Origin of the sequence: Actinophytocola xinjiangensis, from assembly GCF_001921215.1 — a bacterium.
In the GTDB taxonomy this organism is placed as follows: Bacteria; Actinomycetota; Actinomycetes; order Mycobacteriales; family Pseudonocardiaceae; genus Actinophytocola; species Actinophytocola xinjiangensis.
Genome location: NZ_MSIF01000001.1, coordinates 967481 through 983590 on the forward strand (window position 1 = coordinate 967481; position 16110 = coordinate 983590).

The 16110-nt window shown below is 70.4% G+C and carries 16 protein-coding genes; 6 read left to right on the top strand and 10 right to left on the bottom strand.

What is annotated here, in order from left to right:
• Window positions 1-4 precede the first annotated feature (4 nt).
• Window positions 5-610, bottom strand: coding sequence for a peptidoglycan DD-metalloendopeptidase family protein (locus BLA60_RS04295; RefSeq protein ID WP_075131303.1), 606 nt, complete (start codon window positions 608-610; stop codon window positions 5-7).
• 146 nt (window positions 611-756) lie between these two features.
• Window positions 757-1443: a TetR/AcrR family transcriptional regulator gene (locus BLA60_RS04300; protein WP_075131523.1), complete on the bottom strand. Its 687-nt coding sequence runs from the start codon at window positions 1441-1443 to the stop codon at window positions 757-759.
• Window positions 1444-1578: 135 nt separating this feature from the next.
• Between BLA60_RS04300 and BLA60_RS04305 the strand changes: the two genes are divergently transcribed.
• Window positions 1579-2511: an NAD-dependent epimerase/dehydratase family protein gene (locus BLA60_RS04305; RefSeq protein WP_075131304.1), complete on the top strand. Its 933-nt coding sequence runs from the start codon at window positions 1579-1581 to the stop codon at window positions 2509-2511.
• A gap of 11 nt (window positions 2512-2522) precedes the next feature.
• Here BLA60_RS04305 and BLA60_RS04310 read toward each other — a convergent pair whose 3' ends face one another.
• Both BLA60_RS04310 and BLA60_RS04315 read right to left on the bottom strand, forming a co-directional pair.
• A complete protein-coding gene (locus BLA60_RS04310; RefSeq protein WP_084734609.1) occupies window positions 2523-4595 on the bottom strand; it encodes an NACHT domain-containing protein in 2073 nt (690 codons plus the stop codon).
• Window positions 4596-4685: 90 nt separating this feature from the next.
• Complete coding sequence (locus tag BLA60_RS04315; protein ID WP_154814096.1) at window positions 4686-5684, bottom strand: DUF6801 domain-containing protein; 999 nt, start codon at window positions 5682-5684, stop codon at window positions 4686-4688.
• Window positions 5685-6335: 651 nt separating this feature from the next.
• Here BLA60_RS04315 and BLA60_RS04320 point away from each other — a divergent pair.
• The gene (locus BLA60_RS04320; RefSeq protein ID WP_211288581.1) at window positions 6336-7664 is read left to right on the top strand and encodes an alkaline phosphatase PhoX; all 1329 of its coding nucleotides are present in this window, start codon (window positions 6336-6338) and stop codon (window positions 7662-7664) included.
• 67 nt (window positions 7665-7731) lie between these two features.
• Here the strand turns inward: BLA60_RS04320 and BLA60_RS04325 are convergent, their stop codons facing one another.
• Window positions 7732-8091, bottom strand: a complete 360-nt coding sequence (locus tag BLA60_RS04325) for an MmcQ/YjbR family DNA-binding protein (protein ID WP_075131307.1) — start codon at window positions 8089-8091, stop codon at window positions 7732-7734.
• The gene (locus BLA60_RS04330) at window positions 8091-8657 is read right to left on the bottom strand and encodes a TetR/AcrR family transcriptional regulator (RefSeq protein ID WP_075131308.1); all 567 of its coding nucleotides are present in this window, start codon (window positions 8655-8657) and stop codon (window positions 8091-8093) included. The genes BLA60_RS04325 and BLA60_RS04330 overlap by 1 nt, the downstream gene beginning before the upstream one ends.
• An 86-nt stretch (window positions 8658-8743) precedes the next feature.
• On the opposite strand from BLA60_RS04330, the gene BLA60_RS04335 reads away from it, so the two are divergent.
• On the top strand, window positions 8744-9130 hold the full coding sequence (locus BLA60_RS04335) for a nuclear transport factor 2 family protein (protein WP_075131309.1): 387 nt from the start codon (window positions 8744-8746) through the stop codon (window positions 9128-9130).
• Window positions 9131-9138: 8 nt separating this feature from the next.
• Entirely contained in the window at window positions 9139-9981 is an 843-nt protein-coding gene (locus tag BLA60_RS04340; protein WP_075131310.1) for an alpha/beta fold hydrolase, read from the top strand.
• Between the two features lie 52 nt (window positions 9982-10033).
• Here BLA60_RS04340 and BLA60_RS04345 read toward each other — a convergent pair whose 3' ends face one another.
• Window positions 10034-10588, bottom strand: coding sequence for a hypothetical protein (locus BLA60_RS04345; protein WP_075131311.1), 555 nt, complete (start codon window positions 10586-10588; stop codon window positions 10034-10036).
• Between the two features lie 194 nt (window positions 10589-10782).
• Between BLA60_RS04345 and BLA60_RS04350 the strand changes: the two genes are divergently transcribed.
• Window positions 10783-11589, top strand: a complete 807-nt coding sequence (locus BLA60_RS04350; protein ID WP_075131312.1) for an alpha/beta fold hydrolase — start codon at window positions 10783-10785, stop codon at window positions 11587-11589.
• Window positions 11590-11704: 115 nt separating this feature from the next.
• On the opposite strand, the gene BLA60_RS04355 is transcribed toward BLA60_RS04350, so the two are convergent.
• On the bottom strand, window positions 11705-12919 hold the full coding sequence (locus tag BLA60_RS04355; protein WP_162292895.1) for an MFS transporter: 1215 nt from the start codon (window positions 12917-12919) through the stop codon (window positions 11705-11707).
• A 479-nt stretch (window positions 12920-13398) separates the two neighbouring features.
• Here BLA60_RS04355 and BLA60_RS04365 point away from each other — a divergent pair, with 479 nt between their 5' ends.
• On the top strand, window positions 13399-15222 hold the full coding sequence (locus BLA60_RS04365) for an AfsR/SARP family transcriptional regulator (RefSeq protein ID WP_075131315.1): 1824 nt from the start codon (window positions 13399-13401) through the stop codon (window positions 15220-15222).
• Here BLA60_RS04365 and BLA60_RS04370 read toward each other — a convergent pair.
• On the bottom strand, window positions 15138-15362 hold the full coding sequence (locus BLA60_RS04370; RefSeq protein WP_075131316.1) for an MbtH family protein: 225 nt from the start codon (window positions 15360-15362) through the stop codon (window positions 15138-15140). The genes BLA60_RS04365 and BLA60_RS04370 overlap by 85 nt on opposite strands.
• Before the next feature lie 28 nt (window positions 15363-15390).
• Window positions 15391-16092: an SDR family oxidoreductase gene (locus BLA60_RS04375; protein WP_075131317.1), complete on the bottom strand. Its 702-nt coding sequence runs from the start codon at window positions 16090-16092 to the stop codon at window positions 15391-15393.
• Window positions 16093-16110 lie beyond the last annotated feature (18 nt).

Here is a 16110-nt window from a genome sequence, read left to right on the forward strand (position 1 = left end):
GTGCTCAGCAGCGGGTGCTGCTCCGGACGGCCTTCTTCTGGCCGAGGCTGATGGTGACGCCCTCGACGGTGGGGCTGGTGTCGATGGCTCCGCCGGCGGTGATCTGCTCGTAGTGCAGGTGTGGTGCGTAGTTCCCGCCGCTGGCGCCGACGGTCCCGAGCTTGGCGCCCCGGGTGACCGACAGCGAGCCGCCGGGACCTCGGACCATGGTGGCGAGGTGGGCGTAGCGGGTCCGGGTGCCGTCCCCGTGGGTGACGACGACGTACCGGCCGTAGGCCATGGTCCCGACGTCGCCGTCGGCCGCCGCGAGGGTGGAGTAGAACCGCGCGGTGCCACCCGCGGTGGCGCGCACCGTCTCACCGCCGACGGCGTCGCCGCCGTGACTCTGCCAGTCGATGGACCCGGAGGGGCTGTGCCCGGGCGACCAGTTGTTGGCGTAGAAGGTCTTGCCGCAGTTGAACGGGCTCTTGTGGGTGGCGAGGACGCCGACGTCCTGACCACCCGGCCCACTGGCCAACGCCGGTGATCCACCGACGCCCCAGAGAACACTCAGCGCCACCGCCACCGTCACGACCGACCTGCGCCCGCGGAACACCGTTGTCGCCGACATCAACGCGCCCTCTTTCCTCTCGCCGAACCCGGCGAGGTTGCTGGGTGTCAGCCCAGCATTATCCCTTGGCCGCCAGGAAATGAGTACTTTCCGACCGCGACGTCGTTCCGTGGCACGTCAGGTCGACCGCGCCCGTCCGGGCAGGGTCAGCGTGGGATCCCGGCCAGATCGGCCATCAGGGCCATGTGGTGGTCGAAGTACTCGGCACGCGCCTCGAACATGATGTCCAGGCGCCCGAAACACTCGAAGCTGATCAGTCCGAACAGATGGGTCCACCCGATGAACACGCGGTCGAGTCGCTCCTCCGGCAGGTCACGCTGCTGCTGTTGATCGATCAGTCGGCGCAGGTCCGTGCGAACGCGTTCGGGAACTGCCGTCGGTACCGGCTCCAGTCGTTCCGCGCCGTCGACGAGGATGTCCACGAGCAGCAGGACCACCCTGGTCGCCGGCGCGACGGTGTCGTTCGGCGCGGCGTAACCGGGCACCGGGTTGCCGTAGAGCAGGCCGTACTCGGCCGGATGTGCGAGCGCCCACGTGCGGACGGCGTTGCAGACGGCGAGCCATCGGCCACGCAGGTCGTCGCGTGGGACAGCCGCTTGGGCGTCGGCCGCCGCCGTGCCCAGTGCCTCGTACCCATCGATGATCAACGCGGTGATCAGCGCGTCGCGGCTCGGGAAGTACCGGTACAGGGCGGACGCGACGATGCCCATGTCCCTGGCCACCGCACGCAGGGACAGGTTCCCGCCGTCCACGGCCAGTCGCCGACGCGCGACTTCCTTGATCTCCAGGCTCATCTCGGAGCGGACGCGGGCACGCAACGAACCAGCTGACATGCCCACAGTGTCGCACAGGTCCGAGAACACCTGAAGCGAACGAGAACGGTGTTCTTGACCTCAGGTCCACGGGACGAGTACGGTGCACTCATCAGAGAACACCGTTCTCGCGACCACGGTAAAGGATGGGTTCGCATGTCACTTCACGTCGTCGTCGGGGCTGGCCCGGTCGGCTTGGCCACCGCACAGCTGCTCGCCGGCCGAGGCGAGCACGTCCGCCTGCTCACCCGCGGCGGCCGGGGCCCGGACCAGCCCGGCATAGACCGCATCGCCGCGGACGCGACCGACCCCGTCACCCTCGCCAGGCACGCCCACGGCGCCGTCGCCCTGTACAGCTGCGGCGGCCCGGCCTACCACCGCTGGTCCACCGACTGGCCGCCGCTGGGCGCCGCCCTCATCCGCGCCGCGGAGACCAGCGGCGCGGTGCTCGTCACGACGGGCAACCTCTACGCCTACGGCCAGGTCGACGCCCCGATGACCGAGCGGCTACCGGCGCGCCCCAACACCGTGAAGGGCCAGGTGCGGGCCGCGCTGTGGGCCGACGCACTGGCCGCCCACCAGGCCGGACGCATCCGCACCGCCGAGGTTCGCGGGTCGGACTACCTCGGCGCGGGCGCGGTCTCCCCGTTCACCGTCATGGTCCTGCCCAAGGTGCTCGCCGGCCGCCGCGCTTCCGTCCCGGCCGACCTGGACGCACCGCACAGCTGGACCCACGTCGCGGACGTGGCACGCACCCTGGTCGCCGTCCCGGCCGACGCCAACGCCTGGGGCCGGCCATGGCACGTACCCACCGCGCCGCCCCAATCCATCCGCGCCCTCGCCACCCGCTCCGCCGAACTCGCCGGCGCCCCGCCGGCCCGCGTGACCACCATGCCCGCCTACGCACTCCGCCTCGCCGGACTCGTCAACCCGGCCGCGCGGGAGATGACGGAAATGCAGTACCAGTTGCGACGACCCTTCGTCCTCGACTCGTCCGCCGCCACCGCCGCGTTCGGCATAGAACCGACCGCGACCGACGACGCCCTCCGCGAGACCATCCAGGCCTCTTCCGCACCCACCGTCGACTGACAGCGGCTCGGCTATCTCGGTGGCGTCATCACCACCTGGGGATGGGCTCTGAGGTGGCGTTGGAGTTGGGTGTGGCGGAACTGGTAGACGGCGCCTGTTTGACGGAGTGCTCCACGGTCGCAGGCGTCCTGGACGAACCCGATCAGTCTCCAGGGCAGTTTGCGGTTCAGGGGCAGCCAGATTCGTGCGAGGGCGAACCACTGGCCCCAGGCGGTCAGGCTCAGTCCGTAGCAGAGCCCGCCGGCGAACGCGGCCTCCAGCCCGATCGCCAGTCCCGTTTCCACGCTGCGCAGTGGGGTCGCGGCGAAACTCACGGCCACGCCGCTGACGAGCCCGAACACCAGTGCCCACACGAGCATGTGGACGAGCAGGATGGTGCGGTTCGCGGTCAGGAGGTCGGTGGGGCTGCCGGTGTCGTTGATGTTGATGGGGGATTCCAGCCAGGTCACCGTCCCGAGCACCAGCCCGGCTCCCAGGCCGACCAGCAGCGGAAACTCGACCAGCGAGCGCAGCAACCCGCTGCTGGTGAGACCGTCGTCGAGACCGAACAGCTCGTTGACCAGGAGCTCGTCGATCAGTACGACGAGCACTCCGAACAGGCAGCCGCCGGCGACCCCGAGCTTGAGCCGGGTGGTGAGCCGGGCCCCGAGTTGTCGCGGGCCCCGGGTGAGCCGAATGCGGATCGGTGCGGGCTTCAGCACGCGGCGGCGGTCGGCGAACCAGTAGGTCAGACCGAACACCAGTCCGCCGACCAGTCCGTGGAGCACACCGACCACGAGCCCTCGGCGTACGGCGAAGTCGAGCCCGTGCGTGGTGGCGATCAGGTCGATCGGGATGTTGCCCAGGCCCGTGACGACCAGGAAGATCAGTCCGGTCATCACCCCGACCACCAGGGTGCGCGACCTCCGGCTCAGCGTGCTGCCCAGTTCCCACCAGGCCAGGTCGGGGGTGGCGAGGCGATCCAGATGCGTGGCCAGGAAGCTCAGCCAGCGCTGTGCCTGCTCGGGATTCCAGTGCCGCGACCGCCTGGGGCTCAGCGCGCCCGGCCGCGCGCCGTAGGCCGACGGGATGAGGTTGCCGACCAGGTGGGACTCGATGTCGGCGGCGGTACGGAACCGTGTGCCGTCCAGCAGGACGGTGGGGTCGCGGCTCGGTTCGTCGCTGTAGACGGTGCGGGCGAGGGCGACCATGAGCGGAGTGGCCAGCGCCTCGACGAGGTTGGCGGTCGTCGGGCTGCCCGGGATGGTGCCGAGTCGCTCGAAGACGGGATCCCAGCTGGTGGTGACCCGGCTGGTGGCGGCCAGCTTGGGACTGGCCAGCCGCAGGTAGCTGGTCACGTCGTCCAGCGCGAGATCCGTCAGCTCGATCACGGCTGCCCGGTGCACCCCCCGCGTTCCGTTCACGGCGGTGGCGTACTCCCGTGGGCGGCTGGTGAGGACGAGGGGGAGGTCGGCCTCGGCCAGTACCCGCAGCGCGGTCGGGCGGAGCCCGTCGGCGATCTCGTCGAACCCGTCCAGAACGGGCAGGATCCACCCGGCTCCGACCAGTTCGGCACCCAGCGCTCTGCGCTCGGAGCCGATCTCCGCGAGCCAGGGGTGATCACGAATCAGCTGACCGAGTAGCCAGTCCTCCAGGGGCACATCGGGTTTCCACGAGCCGAGGCTGACGACGACAGGAACCCGCGCGTCCGGGACGCGGGTGGCCAGCAGGTCCACGGCCAGTTGGACAGCGAGCACGGTCTTGCCCGAGCCGGCGCGGCCCAGCACCACCAGGCGCCGTGCCGGGATCTCGCGGTAGACCTCGGCGATCTGGTCCAGGCCACCACCCAACTCGAGCGGGCCGGCCGCTCGACCGCGCAGGATGTTCTCCCGGTGATCGGTCAGCAGTTCCGCCGCCGCCTGCCACCGCAGCCGCAGCGGGCGCGGGTCGTGGATCCGACGCCGGCGTCGTTCGTCCCGCCAGAACTCGAACTCCTCCTTGGCGAGCCGACGGGCTGGTTCCGCCAACCGGTGTGTCTGCGCCGCCGCCAGAGTGACCGCGACCGGGCCCTGGATGTCGCGGCTCTGGATGACGACCCCGGACACGGTGCCGGATGCCCGGTTTCCCTGATCTGGTGTGTCGCCCGCGTCGCTGTCCGTCAACCGTCAACCCCGAGGTGCATCGATGGGTCTCCGTCACGTTCCGCGCTGGCGCTGGCGCCACCACCACAGACCTGCGAGCGCCGCTGCCACCACGGCCAGGATACCGGCTCCGATCAACCACCAGCGCCCCTGCGCGAGGGCGGTGGATGCCGTGTTGGCGATCTGTGCCGACATGTCGCCGGCGGTCGGCGGGGCGGACGTCGACGGGGTGGTTGCGGCCGGGGCGGGTGACGGTCCGACCGTGCCGGGTGGGGTCGTTGCGACTGTGCCCGGTTGGGCCGGATCTCCACCGGCGGTGGGGGAGGCCGTCCGGCCCGGGGTTCCCGGAGTGGGTGGGGTCCCTGCTGTCGGGGAGCCTGGGGTGATCACGAACGAGAAGACGACCGTGTCCTGCCCGGGATCGAGCGTGCAGGTCAAGGTGACCTCACCGACGGTTGGGTCGCCGTCGGCGTCCTTCGGCACGAGACGCATGGTCATCGTGTCGCCGGCCGTGATCGAGGCGGGCCCCGGCTGCCGGAACTCGTGTCGCGACGCCGTTCCGGTCGCCCGGATGGTCATCGGTCCTGACGGCGGGGCGTCGGTCCGCGCGACGGTCAGGGGCAACGCGACGTCGATGTTCCCTTCGGGAGCGTGCACCACACCTGGCGCGTGCACGGTTCCCTCGACGGTCGCCGCGCGGACGGCGGCCAGCGCCATGGTGACGTTGGGGCCGACCGTTGCCACGGCGTCGACGGAGAAGGCCGGTGTGAGCTGATCAACCACCATCGAACTCGGCGCGTTCCAGGTCAACCGCACGGTCATCGGCTGGCCGGGCCACGGTGGCAGCACGCACGTGTAGCGCAATTCTCCGCCGAGCGAATCCGCCGCGGCGGTCCCCGGCCCGCCTGTGTGCCCAAGGGCGGTGACCGCCAGCGCCACCAGCGTGCTCCCCAGTCGCATCACGAGTCGGCGGGTCCATTCGCCGCCGCCTCTCCGTGAGCCGGGTGACGCGACGGACTCGTCGTCGGAAACAGAGACGTTGTTGTCGTTCATCGGATTTTACCTGTCGACGTCAGGAATCTCTCCGGCGTCCCGATCGCTGGCAGATCATCCGCGCGCCAACCGAAGTGCGAGTTGGTGGTTCGGGTGAACTCGTTCGGTCCGGCCCCCATGTGCGACCTCCGGTCCGTCCGTCCGGCATGCCACGCGGCGCGCCGGGAAATCGTGCAGCCCCGCAGTCTTGCCAACCTGGTTGGCAACTTGCTCCACATTGATGAAAACATTCAGAAAAGATCATTTCTACCCCGGGTAAACCACAATACAATATCCCGGCGCGCGAGGCCGGTTCACCGTGGCAATCACAATGCCAGATCACCAGCGCTGGTCAGGTCTTCCTTGCCTGATCCCGACACCGGATGATCGGCGAGACAGTCGACCACGCGGGGCCGTTGACGCTCCCGGGGGACCCGTCACGGTGCTCGGCCTGGCCCGCCTCGACCGACCACGCGCCAGGGAACTTGGCGTCGCACAACGGACCCGTGATCGGCTGGCCGGTGACGATCTCGACCGTGGCGCGTGGTGGTGCTCGGGGACCACGATGATGTTAACTCGTGTTCATCGTGCGTTCACGTTCGTCCGATCGCCTGAGGAGACGTCTTGACATCGTCGCGCCGTCAGTTCCTGAGCCGTGCCGCGGGTGCCGTTGTGGTCGCCGGATCCGTCGAGGCGCTGTTCGCAGCGCAGCCGGCGGCGGGGGCCTCCGGGCCGCCGGCCGGGTATGGGCCGCTGATCCCGGACCCCGACGGGATCCTGGATCTGCCGCGCGGCTTCCGCTACACGATCCTGTCTCGTGAGGGAACCGTGCGGCCGGACGGTCTGCCGGTGCCGAGCCGGTTCGACGGCATGGGTGCGTTCCCCGGTCGCCGGGCGGGCTCCCGGCTGGTCCGTAACCATGAGTGCTCGCCGACGTCGCGGATCACGGTGCAGGCGCCACCGGAGCGGACCTACGACCCGGCCGGTGGCGGTGGTACCAGCACCCTGGTGGTCGACGGGCACGGCAGGCCCGAGTCCGAGCACATCAGCCTCGGCGGCACCGCCATCAACTGCTCCGGCGGCATCACGCCGTGGCACACGTGGCTGACCTGTGAGGAGACCGAGGACAAGGCCGGCACCAGGGGCTACACGAAGGACCACGGCTTCATCTTCGAGGTCGACCCGAACGACGACCGGCACAACGAGAATCCGACGCCGCTGACCGCGATGGGCAGGTTCCAGCACGAGGCTGTCGCGGTCGACCCGCACACCGGTGTCGTCTACGAGACCGAGGACGCGTTCGTCGCGCCGCTGGGCAGTTTCTACCGTTTCCTGCCGGAGCGTCCCGGCGGCGGCTGGGGGAGTCTGCGTGCGGGCGGCGAACTGCAGGCGTTACACGTGCCTGATCTGCCCGACCTGTCGGTGGTGCAGGAAGCGGGGGAGGTGTTCGGCGGGGCCGAGTGGATGACCGTGCCCGACCCGTTGGCCACCACCGAGTCCGTCCGGTCGCAGGACTACCCGAAGCCGATCACGGGTGGCTACAAGATCGAGGGTGCCTGGTGGGGTGAGCGGGACCGGTGCGTGTACTTCGTCTCGTCGTTCGCCCGCACCGAGCTCGGACCCGCGAAGAACCACGACGGCCAGGTCTGGAAGTACGATCCTCGGCGCCGGACGCTGCGGCTCGAGGTGATCTTCACCCGGCCGACGCCCGCACCCGAGAACCCGGAGTTCGACGCACCGGACAACATCTGCATGTCGCCCTACGGCGGCCTGATGATGTGTGAGGACGGCGTCGGTGACGCGTACATGCTCGGGACGACGCGCGACGGCGAGGTGTTCCACTTCGCCCGTAACCGGGTGAACAACGGCACTGCTGAGGATCCCGCGTACGGTGAGTTGGCCGGGGTGGGGTTCTCCGCCGACGGGCGGACGATGTTCTTCAACATCTATGACCCCGGCATCACGTTCGCTGTCACTGGTCCGTGGAACCGTCGCCACTAGCGAGCCGGGCGGCGACCTGCCCCGTGCCGACGCGTCGAACGCATCGTCGACCACGGGGCGGGCGCCGTCATCCCGGACCACCGGGATGGGTGAGGTCGTAGGCGCGGGAGACCTTCTGGGGGACCACCATCCGCCACGCGTCCACGACGAACTCGCGGGCCTCGGTCGGGTCCAGTGCGGCGAGCCCGGCGTGGACCCAGTTGAACCGCATGTCCGACTGCGACGGCAGCTGGAACTTCTCCGGCTCGCTGGCGACGAGCGCGGCACGCTCCTCCTTCGGGAAGGCGAACCCCATCACCGCCTCGTCGAGGGAGAACGCGACGTAGACGATCTGCCTGACCCGGAACTTCAACCGGCCGCGTACGTGGACCGGATAGGAGCGCTCGAGATCCGAGCCCAGCGCGAGAACATCCTCGATCACCGCCATCACGCACCTCCTCCGCCGAGGACGAGGGCCGCCAGGTCCCGCGCGGCGCGCGCGGGCTGCCGCTCGTCCTGGGTCGCTCCCATCACCAGGGTGCCCTCGATCAGCAGGTGCAGCTGGTTGGCCGCGCGCTCGGGGTCGGCGTGGTCCATCTCCTCCAGCTCCCGTATCAGGCGCTCGCGAAGCCGTCGGCGGAACGCCTCGGTCTCGGCATGGGCGGGATGGTCGGGATCGTCGAGGGCGACGTCACTGGCGAAGTAGCGGCAGCCGCGGAAGTCGTCGTTCGCGATGAGTTCGTCGAGCCGGTCGAAGAGGCCGAGTAGTCGCTCGCGCGGTTCGTCCTCGGCGGCCAGGGCGGCGTCGTACCACGCGAGGTCCTCCTCGGCCGCGCGGTGCAGGACCGCCGCCACCAGTCCGTCCTTGCCGCCGAAGTGCTCGTAGAGCGACCTGCGGGCGACCTTCGCCTCCTTCAGGAGCGCGTCGACGCCGACGGCGACGCCGCGCGCATAGAAGAGGTGCTGACCGGCGGTGAGCAGTCGCTCGCGCGGCCCCGGGCTCGGTCTTGTCATCGCTGCGTCCTTCCCCGATTGACAGTAGATCGACCAGTCTATATCGTCCAGATAGACCGATCATTCTACTTGAAGGACGAAGTGCGATGACCACCACTCGGAGCACGGCCGACACGATCGCTCGCTTCAACCGGGCGTTCCAGGAACGGGATGCCACCCTCCTCATGGACCTGATCGCCCCCGACTGCGTCATGGAGAGCGTCCAGCCGGCTCCCAACGGCACCCGCTACGAGGGCTATGACGCTTCGTTCGGCTCGTGGAAGGCGCTCATCGACGACACCGCCAGCCACTTCGAGGTCGAGGACGTCCACTCCGGTGACGGGTGGGCGCTCATCCGCTGGCGCTACGTGTGGGGTCCCGGCGTCGACGACTCCGTCCGTGGCGTGAACGTCATGCGGGTCGTCGACGGCAGGATCGTCGAGGCCGCCGGCTATTCGAAGACCGCGCCGGTCGTCGCCGCCCTGGGCAGCTGACCGTCCCGATGGCCACCATCAACGCCAACGAGGTCGCCCTGGGCATCGAGTCCTTCGGTGACGACGACGCACCACTTGTTCTGCTCGTGGGCGGAACGACGATGCTCTCCTGGCCCGACGCGCTGTGCGAACGCCTCGCCACCCACGGACGTCGCGTGGTGCGCTACGACCTGCGGGACAGCGGCGAGTCGACGACGGTGGACCCGGCAGCGCCCACCTACACCCTGCGCGACCTCGCCGCGGACGCCGTGGCCCTCGTCGACGCACTCGGCGGCGTGCCCGCGCACCTCGCCGGGATCGGTGTCGGTGGGATGGTCGCCCAAGTCGCCGCGCTCGACCATCCCGCCGCGTTCTCGGCGCTCACCCTGGTCGGCACGCGCGCGGTCGCGCCCGGCAAGCCCGACGCCGACCTCCCCGACCACGACCCGACGATGATGAAACGCCTGTTCGCGCATCCGATGCCGGACTGGACCGACCGCGCGGCAGTGGCGGAGTTCGCCGCCACCCGCGCGGAGATCCGCGGCGACGATCCCGTCGCCGCACGCGCGATCGCCGCGCGCATCTGGGACCGCACACCCGGCACCGCGCCCGCGACCCAGCTGGCCAACCAGCTCAACATGGTCTTCGCCAGGCTCAACTGCGCACCCCGCTGGCGCGAACGCCTACCCGAGATCGAGATCCCCACGCTCGTCGTTCACGGCCGCCGGGACCCGTTCTTCCCCGTCGGCAACGGCGCGGCGATCGCGCGCGAGATCTCCGGAGCACGGCTGCTCGTCCTTGAGGAAGCGTCCACCGCGATCCCCGATGCCGCGGCCGGCGAGGTCGCCGAGGCAATGGTCACGGTGGGGTAGCGGACGGCGCGTGCCGCACGGGAATGGCGATGGGTGGTGCCCGAGTTGCCGCTCAGGGCTGCTCGACAGTCTCCCGCCGTGCCATCTCGGTGAACGCGGCCTCCAGGTAACCGCGTAGTGGGCGGCCGCGCACGGACAGCAGGTCGGCGAGGAGGACGACGGCGTGCTGGGTGACCGAGGCTGCCGACGGTCGAGGTGGGACGGCGTCCCACGGGTCGTCCGGCTCCGGCGGCCGTTCCTCCCCGGTGCGGGAGTCCGGCGGGCTGTCCGGATGGATCCCGAGCGCGCCGCTGAGGACGACGACCATCACTCCTGGGTCGACGCCGGGGAACCACGGCGCCGCCGTCCGGGCACCGCGGCCGATGATCTCGCGGAGGTCGTCGCCGTCCACCCCGTCGGGGAGTACCTCCTCCAGCAGCAGTCGAACGGTGTCGCCGAGGATGACGCGCGTGTGCTCGGGGTCGGCGAGCAGGAGGCGGTCGCAGGCATCGTCGAACGCGGTGGGGTCGCCGGCCCGCGTGGCCGCGATCGCGTCGGTCGTGGCCGACGCGATCGCCCGCGCGGCCGGCGGCAGGTCGGCGAGCGTGAGCCGTGGTCCGGGTGCCATGCCAGGAACGCTACCGCCGACCCTGCCCGGCTCCGGAGGGGGCGGACAGGTGTCCTCCAGCGAGTCCTCGCCCAGTCAACTCGATCCGCGGAGCTGGGCGTCCGGTGTCAGCTCGTGGCGAAACCGCTCGCCGGTGGCGCGGTGGAGGTCGATGATCAGCGGGAACGCCTGCGCTGCCTACCGAGGGGACACCTGTGACCGAGCCGGTACCGACGATCGAGACCGGGGTCGCTGCCGGCGTGCCCTACGTGCTGCGTGGCCCGTCGACCCCGGGGTCGGACGCGCCGGCGGTTGTCGCATGGCACCTGCTTGACGCGCCCCGTACCCCGGAGGCGTTCGCGGCCGCGCTTCCGCTCGCGGGGTTTGACGGGTGGCGGGTCTATCTGGGTCTGCCGATGTCCGGTGCGCGGTCGCTCCAGCCCGAGGAGATCGCGCGCCGTGTCGTGGCTGACCCGTTCCTGGAGGTACACGATCCGCTGAACACCCAGGCTGTCGCCGAGTTCCCCGCGGCCTGGGACCACCTGCGCGCGGTCCACGGTGTCGGGTCGGGGCCGGTCGGGTTGCTGGGCGGCTCGGCGGGCGGCGGTGTGGCTGGTGCGGTGGCTCTGTCGGGCGCCGTCGACGTCGCCGCTCTGGTGCTGGTCAACGCCCTGGTCAGCGCACGGGCCGCGCAGCCGATCCTGGAGCAGCTGCTGGGCCGGCCCTACACGTGGTCACCGGCCGCCGAGACAGCGGCCGACCGGATGGACCTGGTGGCCCGCGCGCCCGAGTTCGGCGACACGCCCGTCCGTCTGATCGTCGGCGCCGACGACCATCCCGACGCGATCATCGCGCCCGCACGCGAACTCGCCGCCGCTCTCCCGGCCGGTGACCTGGTCGAGATCCCCGGGCTCGCCCACCCGCTCGCCGACGAGCCCGGCCTCGCGCCCGCACCCCAGTGGGAACTCACACGCGAGGTCGACCGCCTCGCGAGCGAGTGGCTCACACGCCACCTGGCCTGACAACCGCTCAGGCCGCGCGAAGGCGACATCGGTGTGTGCCGCGACAGAGCAGGGAGGAGGGTCCTCCAGGCGCGGGTCGCTGGCTTTCGCGGGCCGTTTCTCCGGGCTGTGCGCCTCACGGGGCCGTGGCGAGGTGTTCCGGCCGGGGGAGGGTGCGCATCCGTCGGGTGAGGGTCGGGATCGCCGCGGCGGTGGACAGCACACCCATCGCCGCGAAGACCCAGGTCGCGCCGGCCAGATCGAAGATCAGGCCGACGCCCAGGATCCCCAACGGCGTGGAGAACAGGGAGACGAACATCGCCAGGCCGAGGACCCTGCCCTGCAGCCAGTCGGGGATCAGGACCGCGACATAGGCGTAGAACAGGGCGTTCACCGCCGGCGCCCGGGCGAACACACACGCCACGACCACGCCCAGCGTCACGGTGCCGGGCAGCACCATCAGCGCGACCGTGGCGGCCGGGCCGAGCCACGCCGCGATCGCGAACACCGCCGAGGGACTGAGCCGGCGGACCACCCAGGACGCGACCAACGCGCCGGCCAGGCCACCCGCGCCCGCGATCGCGAGCATCACGCCGATCGTGGGTTCGGTCGCGCCCCGGTCCCTGGCGGTGGCGATCAGCGCGATGAACGTGCCGGTGTGGTTGAACGCCATGTTCGACCCGACCACCCACAGCAGCCACAGGAAGATGATCGGTTGTGCCCGGATGGCACGGTAGCCCGCCAGCGCGTTGCCCGACTCGTCGTGCCCGCGGACGGTTCGGGCCTGCTGCATCGGGCGGGTGACGAACAGCAGCGCCACGGTGGACAGCACGAACAGGACCGCGCTGGCCAGGAACGGTACCGCCCGGCCGAGGGCGAACAGGGAACCGCCGATCGGTGAGCCGAGGGTCATGGCGGCGTGCGGCCGGATCTGGTTCTGGGCGGTCGCCCGGGTCAGTTGGCTCGGCGGCACCAGGTGTTTCACCGCCGCCAGTGCCGCCGGATTCGCGATGCCCACACACACCGCCGAACCGACCGCGGTGACGAAGACGGTCAGTGTTCCCGCGTGTCCGGTGGCGATGAGCACGCACAGCGCCAGCAGCAGGGCGGCTCGGGTGAGATCACATCCGATCAGCGTGAGCCGCCGGTCGCGGCGGTCCGCGAGCCACCCGCCCAGAATGGCGGTCAGACCGGCGGCGACCATCTGGGCCGCCCCCACGGTCGCCGAGAACGTGACCGAACCGGTGGTCGCGAGAATGAGCAGGGGATACGCGACCTCGGTCGCTTCCTTGCTGACCGAGGAAAGGAACTGGTTGATCCAGAGTGATTGGAAGTCGCGGTTTCGGAGCAATGTGACATCGCGTTCGGAAATGCCTCGAAGGTTGTTCGACATGAATTATCAGTCGACTGGCGCGACAACTGATCTGGTAGCCGCGTCGCGTACGAGTATTGCCTCGGCGGGGCAGATCTCGGCGGCCTCGGCGACGGTCGCCGTGGGGTCGATCATGTCCGACACCGGCCGGGAGCGACCGGCGGTGAGCCGAAAATGTTCCGGTGCCAGGCCGGTACACAGCCCTGAACCCAGACATTTATCACTTACTTCCACCTGCCAGTGATCATTGTTCATGGCTGCCCCAGACTCTCCGTTGGCATCTATTGACCAACTAATAGCACATCGAGGGGTGTCTTGACACCTCGTGACCTCATTGCTAACGTGGTCGACGGTCAGCCATGAATGCTGGACCGCTGGGGAGTGAATTATTTTCGGCGATGTGCCGCGCCGTCGAAACTGGGGTTTTAGTGGTAGCTGATATAGGTGTTCTCGGAACTGTGCGCATTTCCGGCGACCGGGGTGAGACCGACCTGACCGGTCGGCTTCCCGGCTCGGTCCTGCGCGTCCTCGCGCTGCTGGCCGACACCGTCGTGCCGGTCGACCAACTGCTCGCGGGTATCTACGTCGGGGCGCCGCCACCCACGGCGGCCGCTCAGCTCCAGGCGCACATCTCCCGGCTGCGCAAGGCCCTCGGGCCCAGTCGGTCGGTGCTGGAGACGGTCGGCAGAGGCTACCGGCTACGCCCGGTGCCCGGGCTCGCCGCGATCGACGTGGTCGACTTCCGCACCCTGTGCGAGGAGGGCTTTGCCGCCAGCCAGCGTGGCGAGGCCGCGGTCGCGGTGCTCTGCCTGCAGCGCGCCCTGGCCAAATGGGGCGATCTGTCCCTCCCCGACCCTGTCGCCGCGGGTGCCGACGTGCCCTGCAACCGGCTCTGCCAACTGCGGACGCTCGCGCTGGAAACCCTCGCCGAGGAACAGGCCCTGCTCGGCGAGCCCACCCAGGCGTTGCCGGATCTGGCCGAGGCCGCGACCGCCGATCCCAGCGACGAGCGGCTGCGGCGCTCGCTGATCCTCGCGCACTACCGCGCCGGTCAGCAGAGTCAGGCGCTGCGCGAGTACGAAGACCTGCGCCGTACCCTCGACGCGGAACTTGGCGTCGACCCGGTGCCCGCGCTGCAACGACTTCAGCAGCAGATCCTCCGGCACGATCCCGCGCTGCTGGCCGTCGCTCCGGCGGAGGACGTGCGCGTGGAGGTGCCCAGACAGCTGCCGCCAGGACAGACCGGCCTGGTCGACCGACGAACCCTGTTCGCCGAGGTCCGCAACGTGCTCACGACGCAGGCCGGGTGCGACGACGGCCGCCACGCCCGTGTCGTCGTGCTGACCGGCCCCGGTGGATTCGGCAAGACCACGGTGGCCGAGCGGATCGCCCACGAACTGGCCGACAGCCACCCGGATGGGCACCTGGTGGCCGACCTCGGTGGCCGCACCGGGCATCCCGTTCCGCCGGAGCGGGTCCTCGCGCGGTTCCTGACCGACCTCGGAGTGCCGGCCGAGGACGTCCCGCCGGGGCTGGAGGCCCGGGCGGCGCGGTTCCGCTCTCGCACCTCGGGCCGCCGGCTGCTGTTCCTGCTCGACGACGCGGCGGCCTCCGCGCAGGTGACCTGCCTGCTGCCCGCGGCGGCGACCTGCACGGTGCTGATCACCTCGCGCAGGCGTCTGACCGATCTGCGGCTCGTCGCCGCCCACGTCTGCGTCGGGCCGATGGACCACGACGAGGGCGTGACGCTGCTCGCCGGGCGCGTCGGCGCGCCGAGGCTCGCCGCCGAGCCCGAACCGGCGCGGACACTCGTGCGCCTGTGCGGGGGGTCCCCGCTCGCGCTGGACACCGTCGGTCGGCGCATGGCCGACCGACGGCACTGGCGCGTGGCGCACGTGACCACCCGGTTGCGCGCCACCGGGACCCGGCTCGATTTCCTGGAGATCGACGGACGAGGCGTGCGCGACGTGTTCTGGGTCGCCTACCGGGGACTGGACGCCGCCGCGCGGTCGTTCTTCCACACGATCTGCCTGGCCGATCGCTCCGACCTCACGGTCCAGGACGCGGCGGCGCTGGCCGGCCTGCCGCAGGCGAACGCCCACGACCTGCTGGAACGGCTGGTGGACGCGCACCTGCTGGTCGCGGACGGGCCCAGCGCCGACCACTACCGATGCGATCCGCTGGCCACCGCGTTCGGCTACGAGCGCGGAGCCTCGGCCAACTCTCCCGGCGACGACCCCCGGCTGGCCGGGATCAGATCGGTCCATTCCCGGGCCACATAGTCCAGGCACTCCTGCCGCCCGCCTGCCCACACCGTCGACCAGCCGGCGGGAACGTCCACGACCGCCGGCCACAGGGAGAACTGTCCGTCGTCGTTCCGCAGCGCGAGAAAATGACCGTCGGGATCGTCCAGAACATTCATGAGAATTCCTTCGTCGTCGTCGTGGGAGTTACAGCGGGGACGGCTGTGGGCGAATTGTCATGGTGTTCACGTCCACGCCGTGCGGCTGGTTGATCGCGAACACGATCGCTTCCGCGATGTTCTCCACCGGCATGATCGCGCGATCCGGCGGGCCGCCGCCGGCGTCGAAGAAATTGGTCATGGTGGCGCCGGGGTTGATCAGGGTGACGCCGACACCGTCGTCGGTCACCGCCCGCCGCGTGTTCTCCGCCATCCCCGTCACGGCCCACTTCGTCGCGCCGTAGATGTTGCCGGGGCTGTGCACCACGCCGGCGACCGAGCCGACCAGCACGATTCGGCCCCTGGTCCGCTTGAGGGCGGCCAGCGCGGCCCTGATGAGCAGGGCGGGTCCGAGCACGTTGGTGAGCACCATGTCCCGCCAGCCGTCCGGATCGCCGGTCATGATGTCGTCGAAGGTCGCGTAGCCCGCGTTGGCGACCGCGGTGTCGAGCCGGCCGAACCGCTCGACCGTGGTGGCGACCGCGGCGGACACCGCGTCCCAGTCAGCGGCGTCGCCGGGCAGCGTCAGCAGTTCGGCCGGATTTCCGACGGAGGCCGCGAAGTCGTCGAGTCGCTGCTTGCCCCGACCGGTCACGGTCACCCGGAATCCCTGCCTCAGCAGGCTTTTCGCCGTCGCCGCACCCACCCCGCTGCCGCCACCGGTGATCAGGGCCACGGGTGAATCGGACATTCTGCTGCTCCCCACTGT

Coding starts and splice junctions, on each gene's coding strand:
- BLA60_RS04295 (WP_075131303.1), bottom strand. CDS start 610: ATGTCGGCGACAACGGTGTTCCGCGGGCGCAGGTCGGTCGTGACGGTG.
- BLA60_RS04300 (WP_075131523.1), bottom strand. CDS start 1,443: ATGTCAGCTGGTTCGTTGCGTGCCCGCGTCCGCTCCGAGATGAGCCTG.
- BLA60_RS04305 (WP_075131304.1), top strand. CDS start 1,579: ATGTCACTTCACGTCGTCGTCGGGGCTGGCCCGGTCGGCTTGGCCACC.
- BLA60_RS04315 (WP_154814096.1), bottom strand. CDS start 5,684: ATGAACGACAACAACGTCTCTGTTTCCGACGACGAGTCCGTCGCGTCA.
- BLA60_RS04325 (WP_075131307.1), bottom strand. CDS start 8,091: ATGGCGGTGATCGAGGATGTTCTCGCGCTGGGCTCGGATCTCGAGCGC.
- BLA60_RS04330 (WP_075131308.1), bottom strand. CDS start 8,657: ATGACAAGACCGAGCCCGGGGCCGCGCGAGCGACTGCTCACCGCCGGT.
- BLA60_RS04335 (WP_075131309.1), top strand. CDS start 8,744: ATGACCACCACTCGGAGCACGGCCGACACGATCGCTCGCTTCAACCGG.
- BLA60_RS04340 (WP_075131310.1), top strand. CDS start 9,139: ATGGCCACCATCAACGCCAACGAGGTCGCCCTGGGCATCGAGTCCTTC.
- BLA60_RS04345 (WP_075131311.1), bottom strand. CDS start 10,588: ATGGCACCCGGACCACGGCTCACGCTCGCCGACCTGCCGCCGGCCGCG.
- BLA60_RS04370 (WP_075131316.1), bottom strand. CDS start 15,362: ATGAATGTTCTGGACGATCCCGACGGTCATTTTCTCGCGCTGCGGAAC.
- BLA60_RS04375 (WP_075131317.1), bottom strand. CDS start 16,092: ATGTCCGATTCACCCGTGGCCCTGATCACCGGTGGCGGCAGCGGGGTG.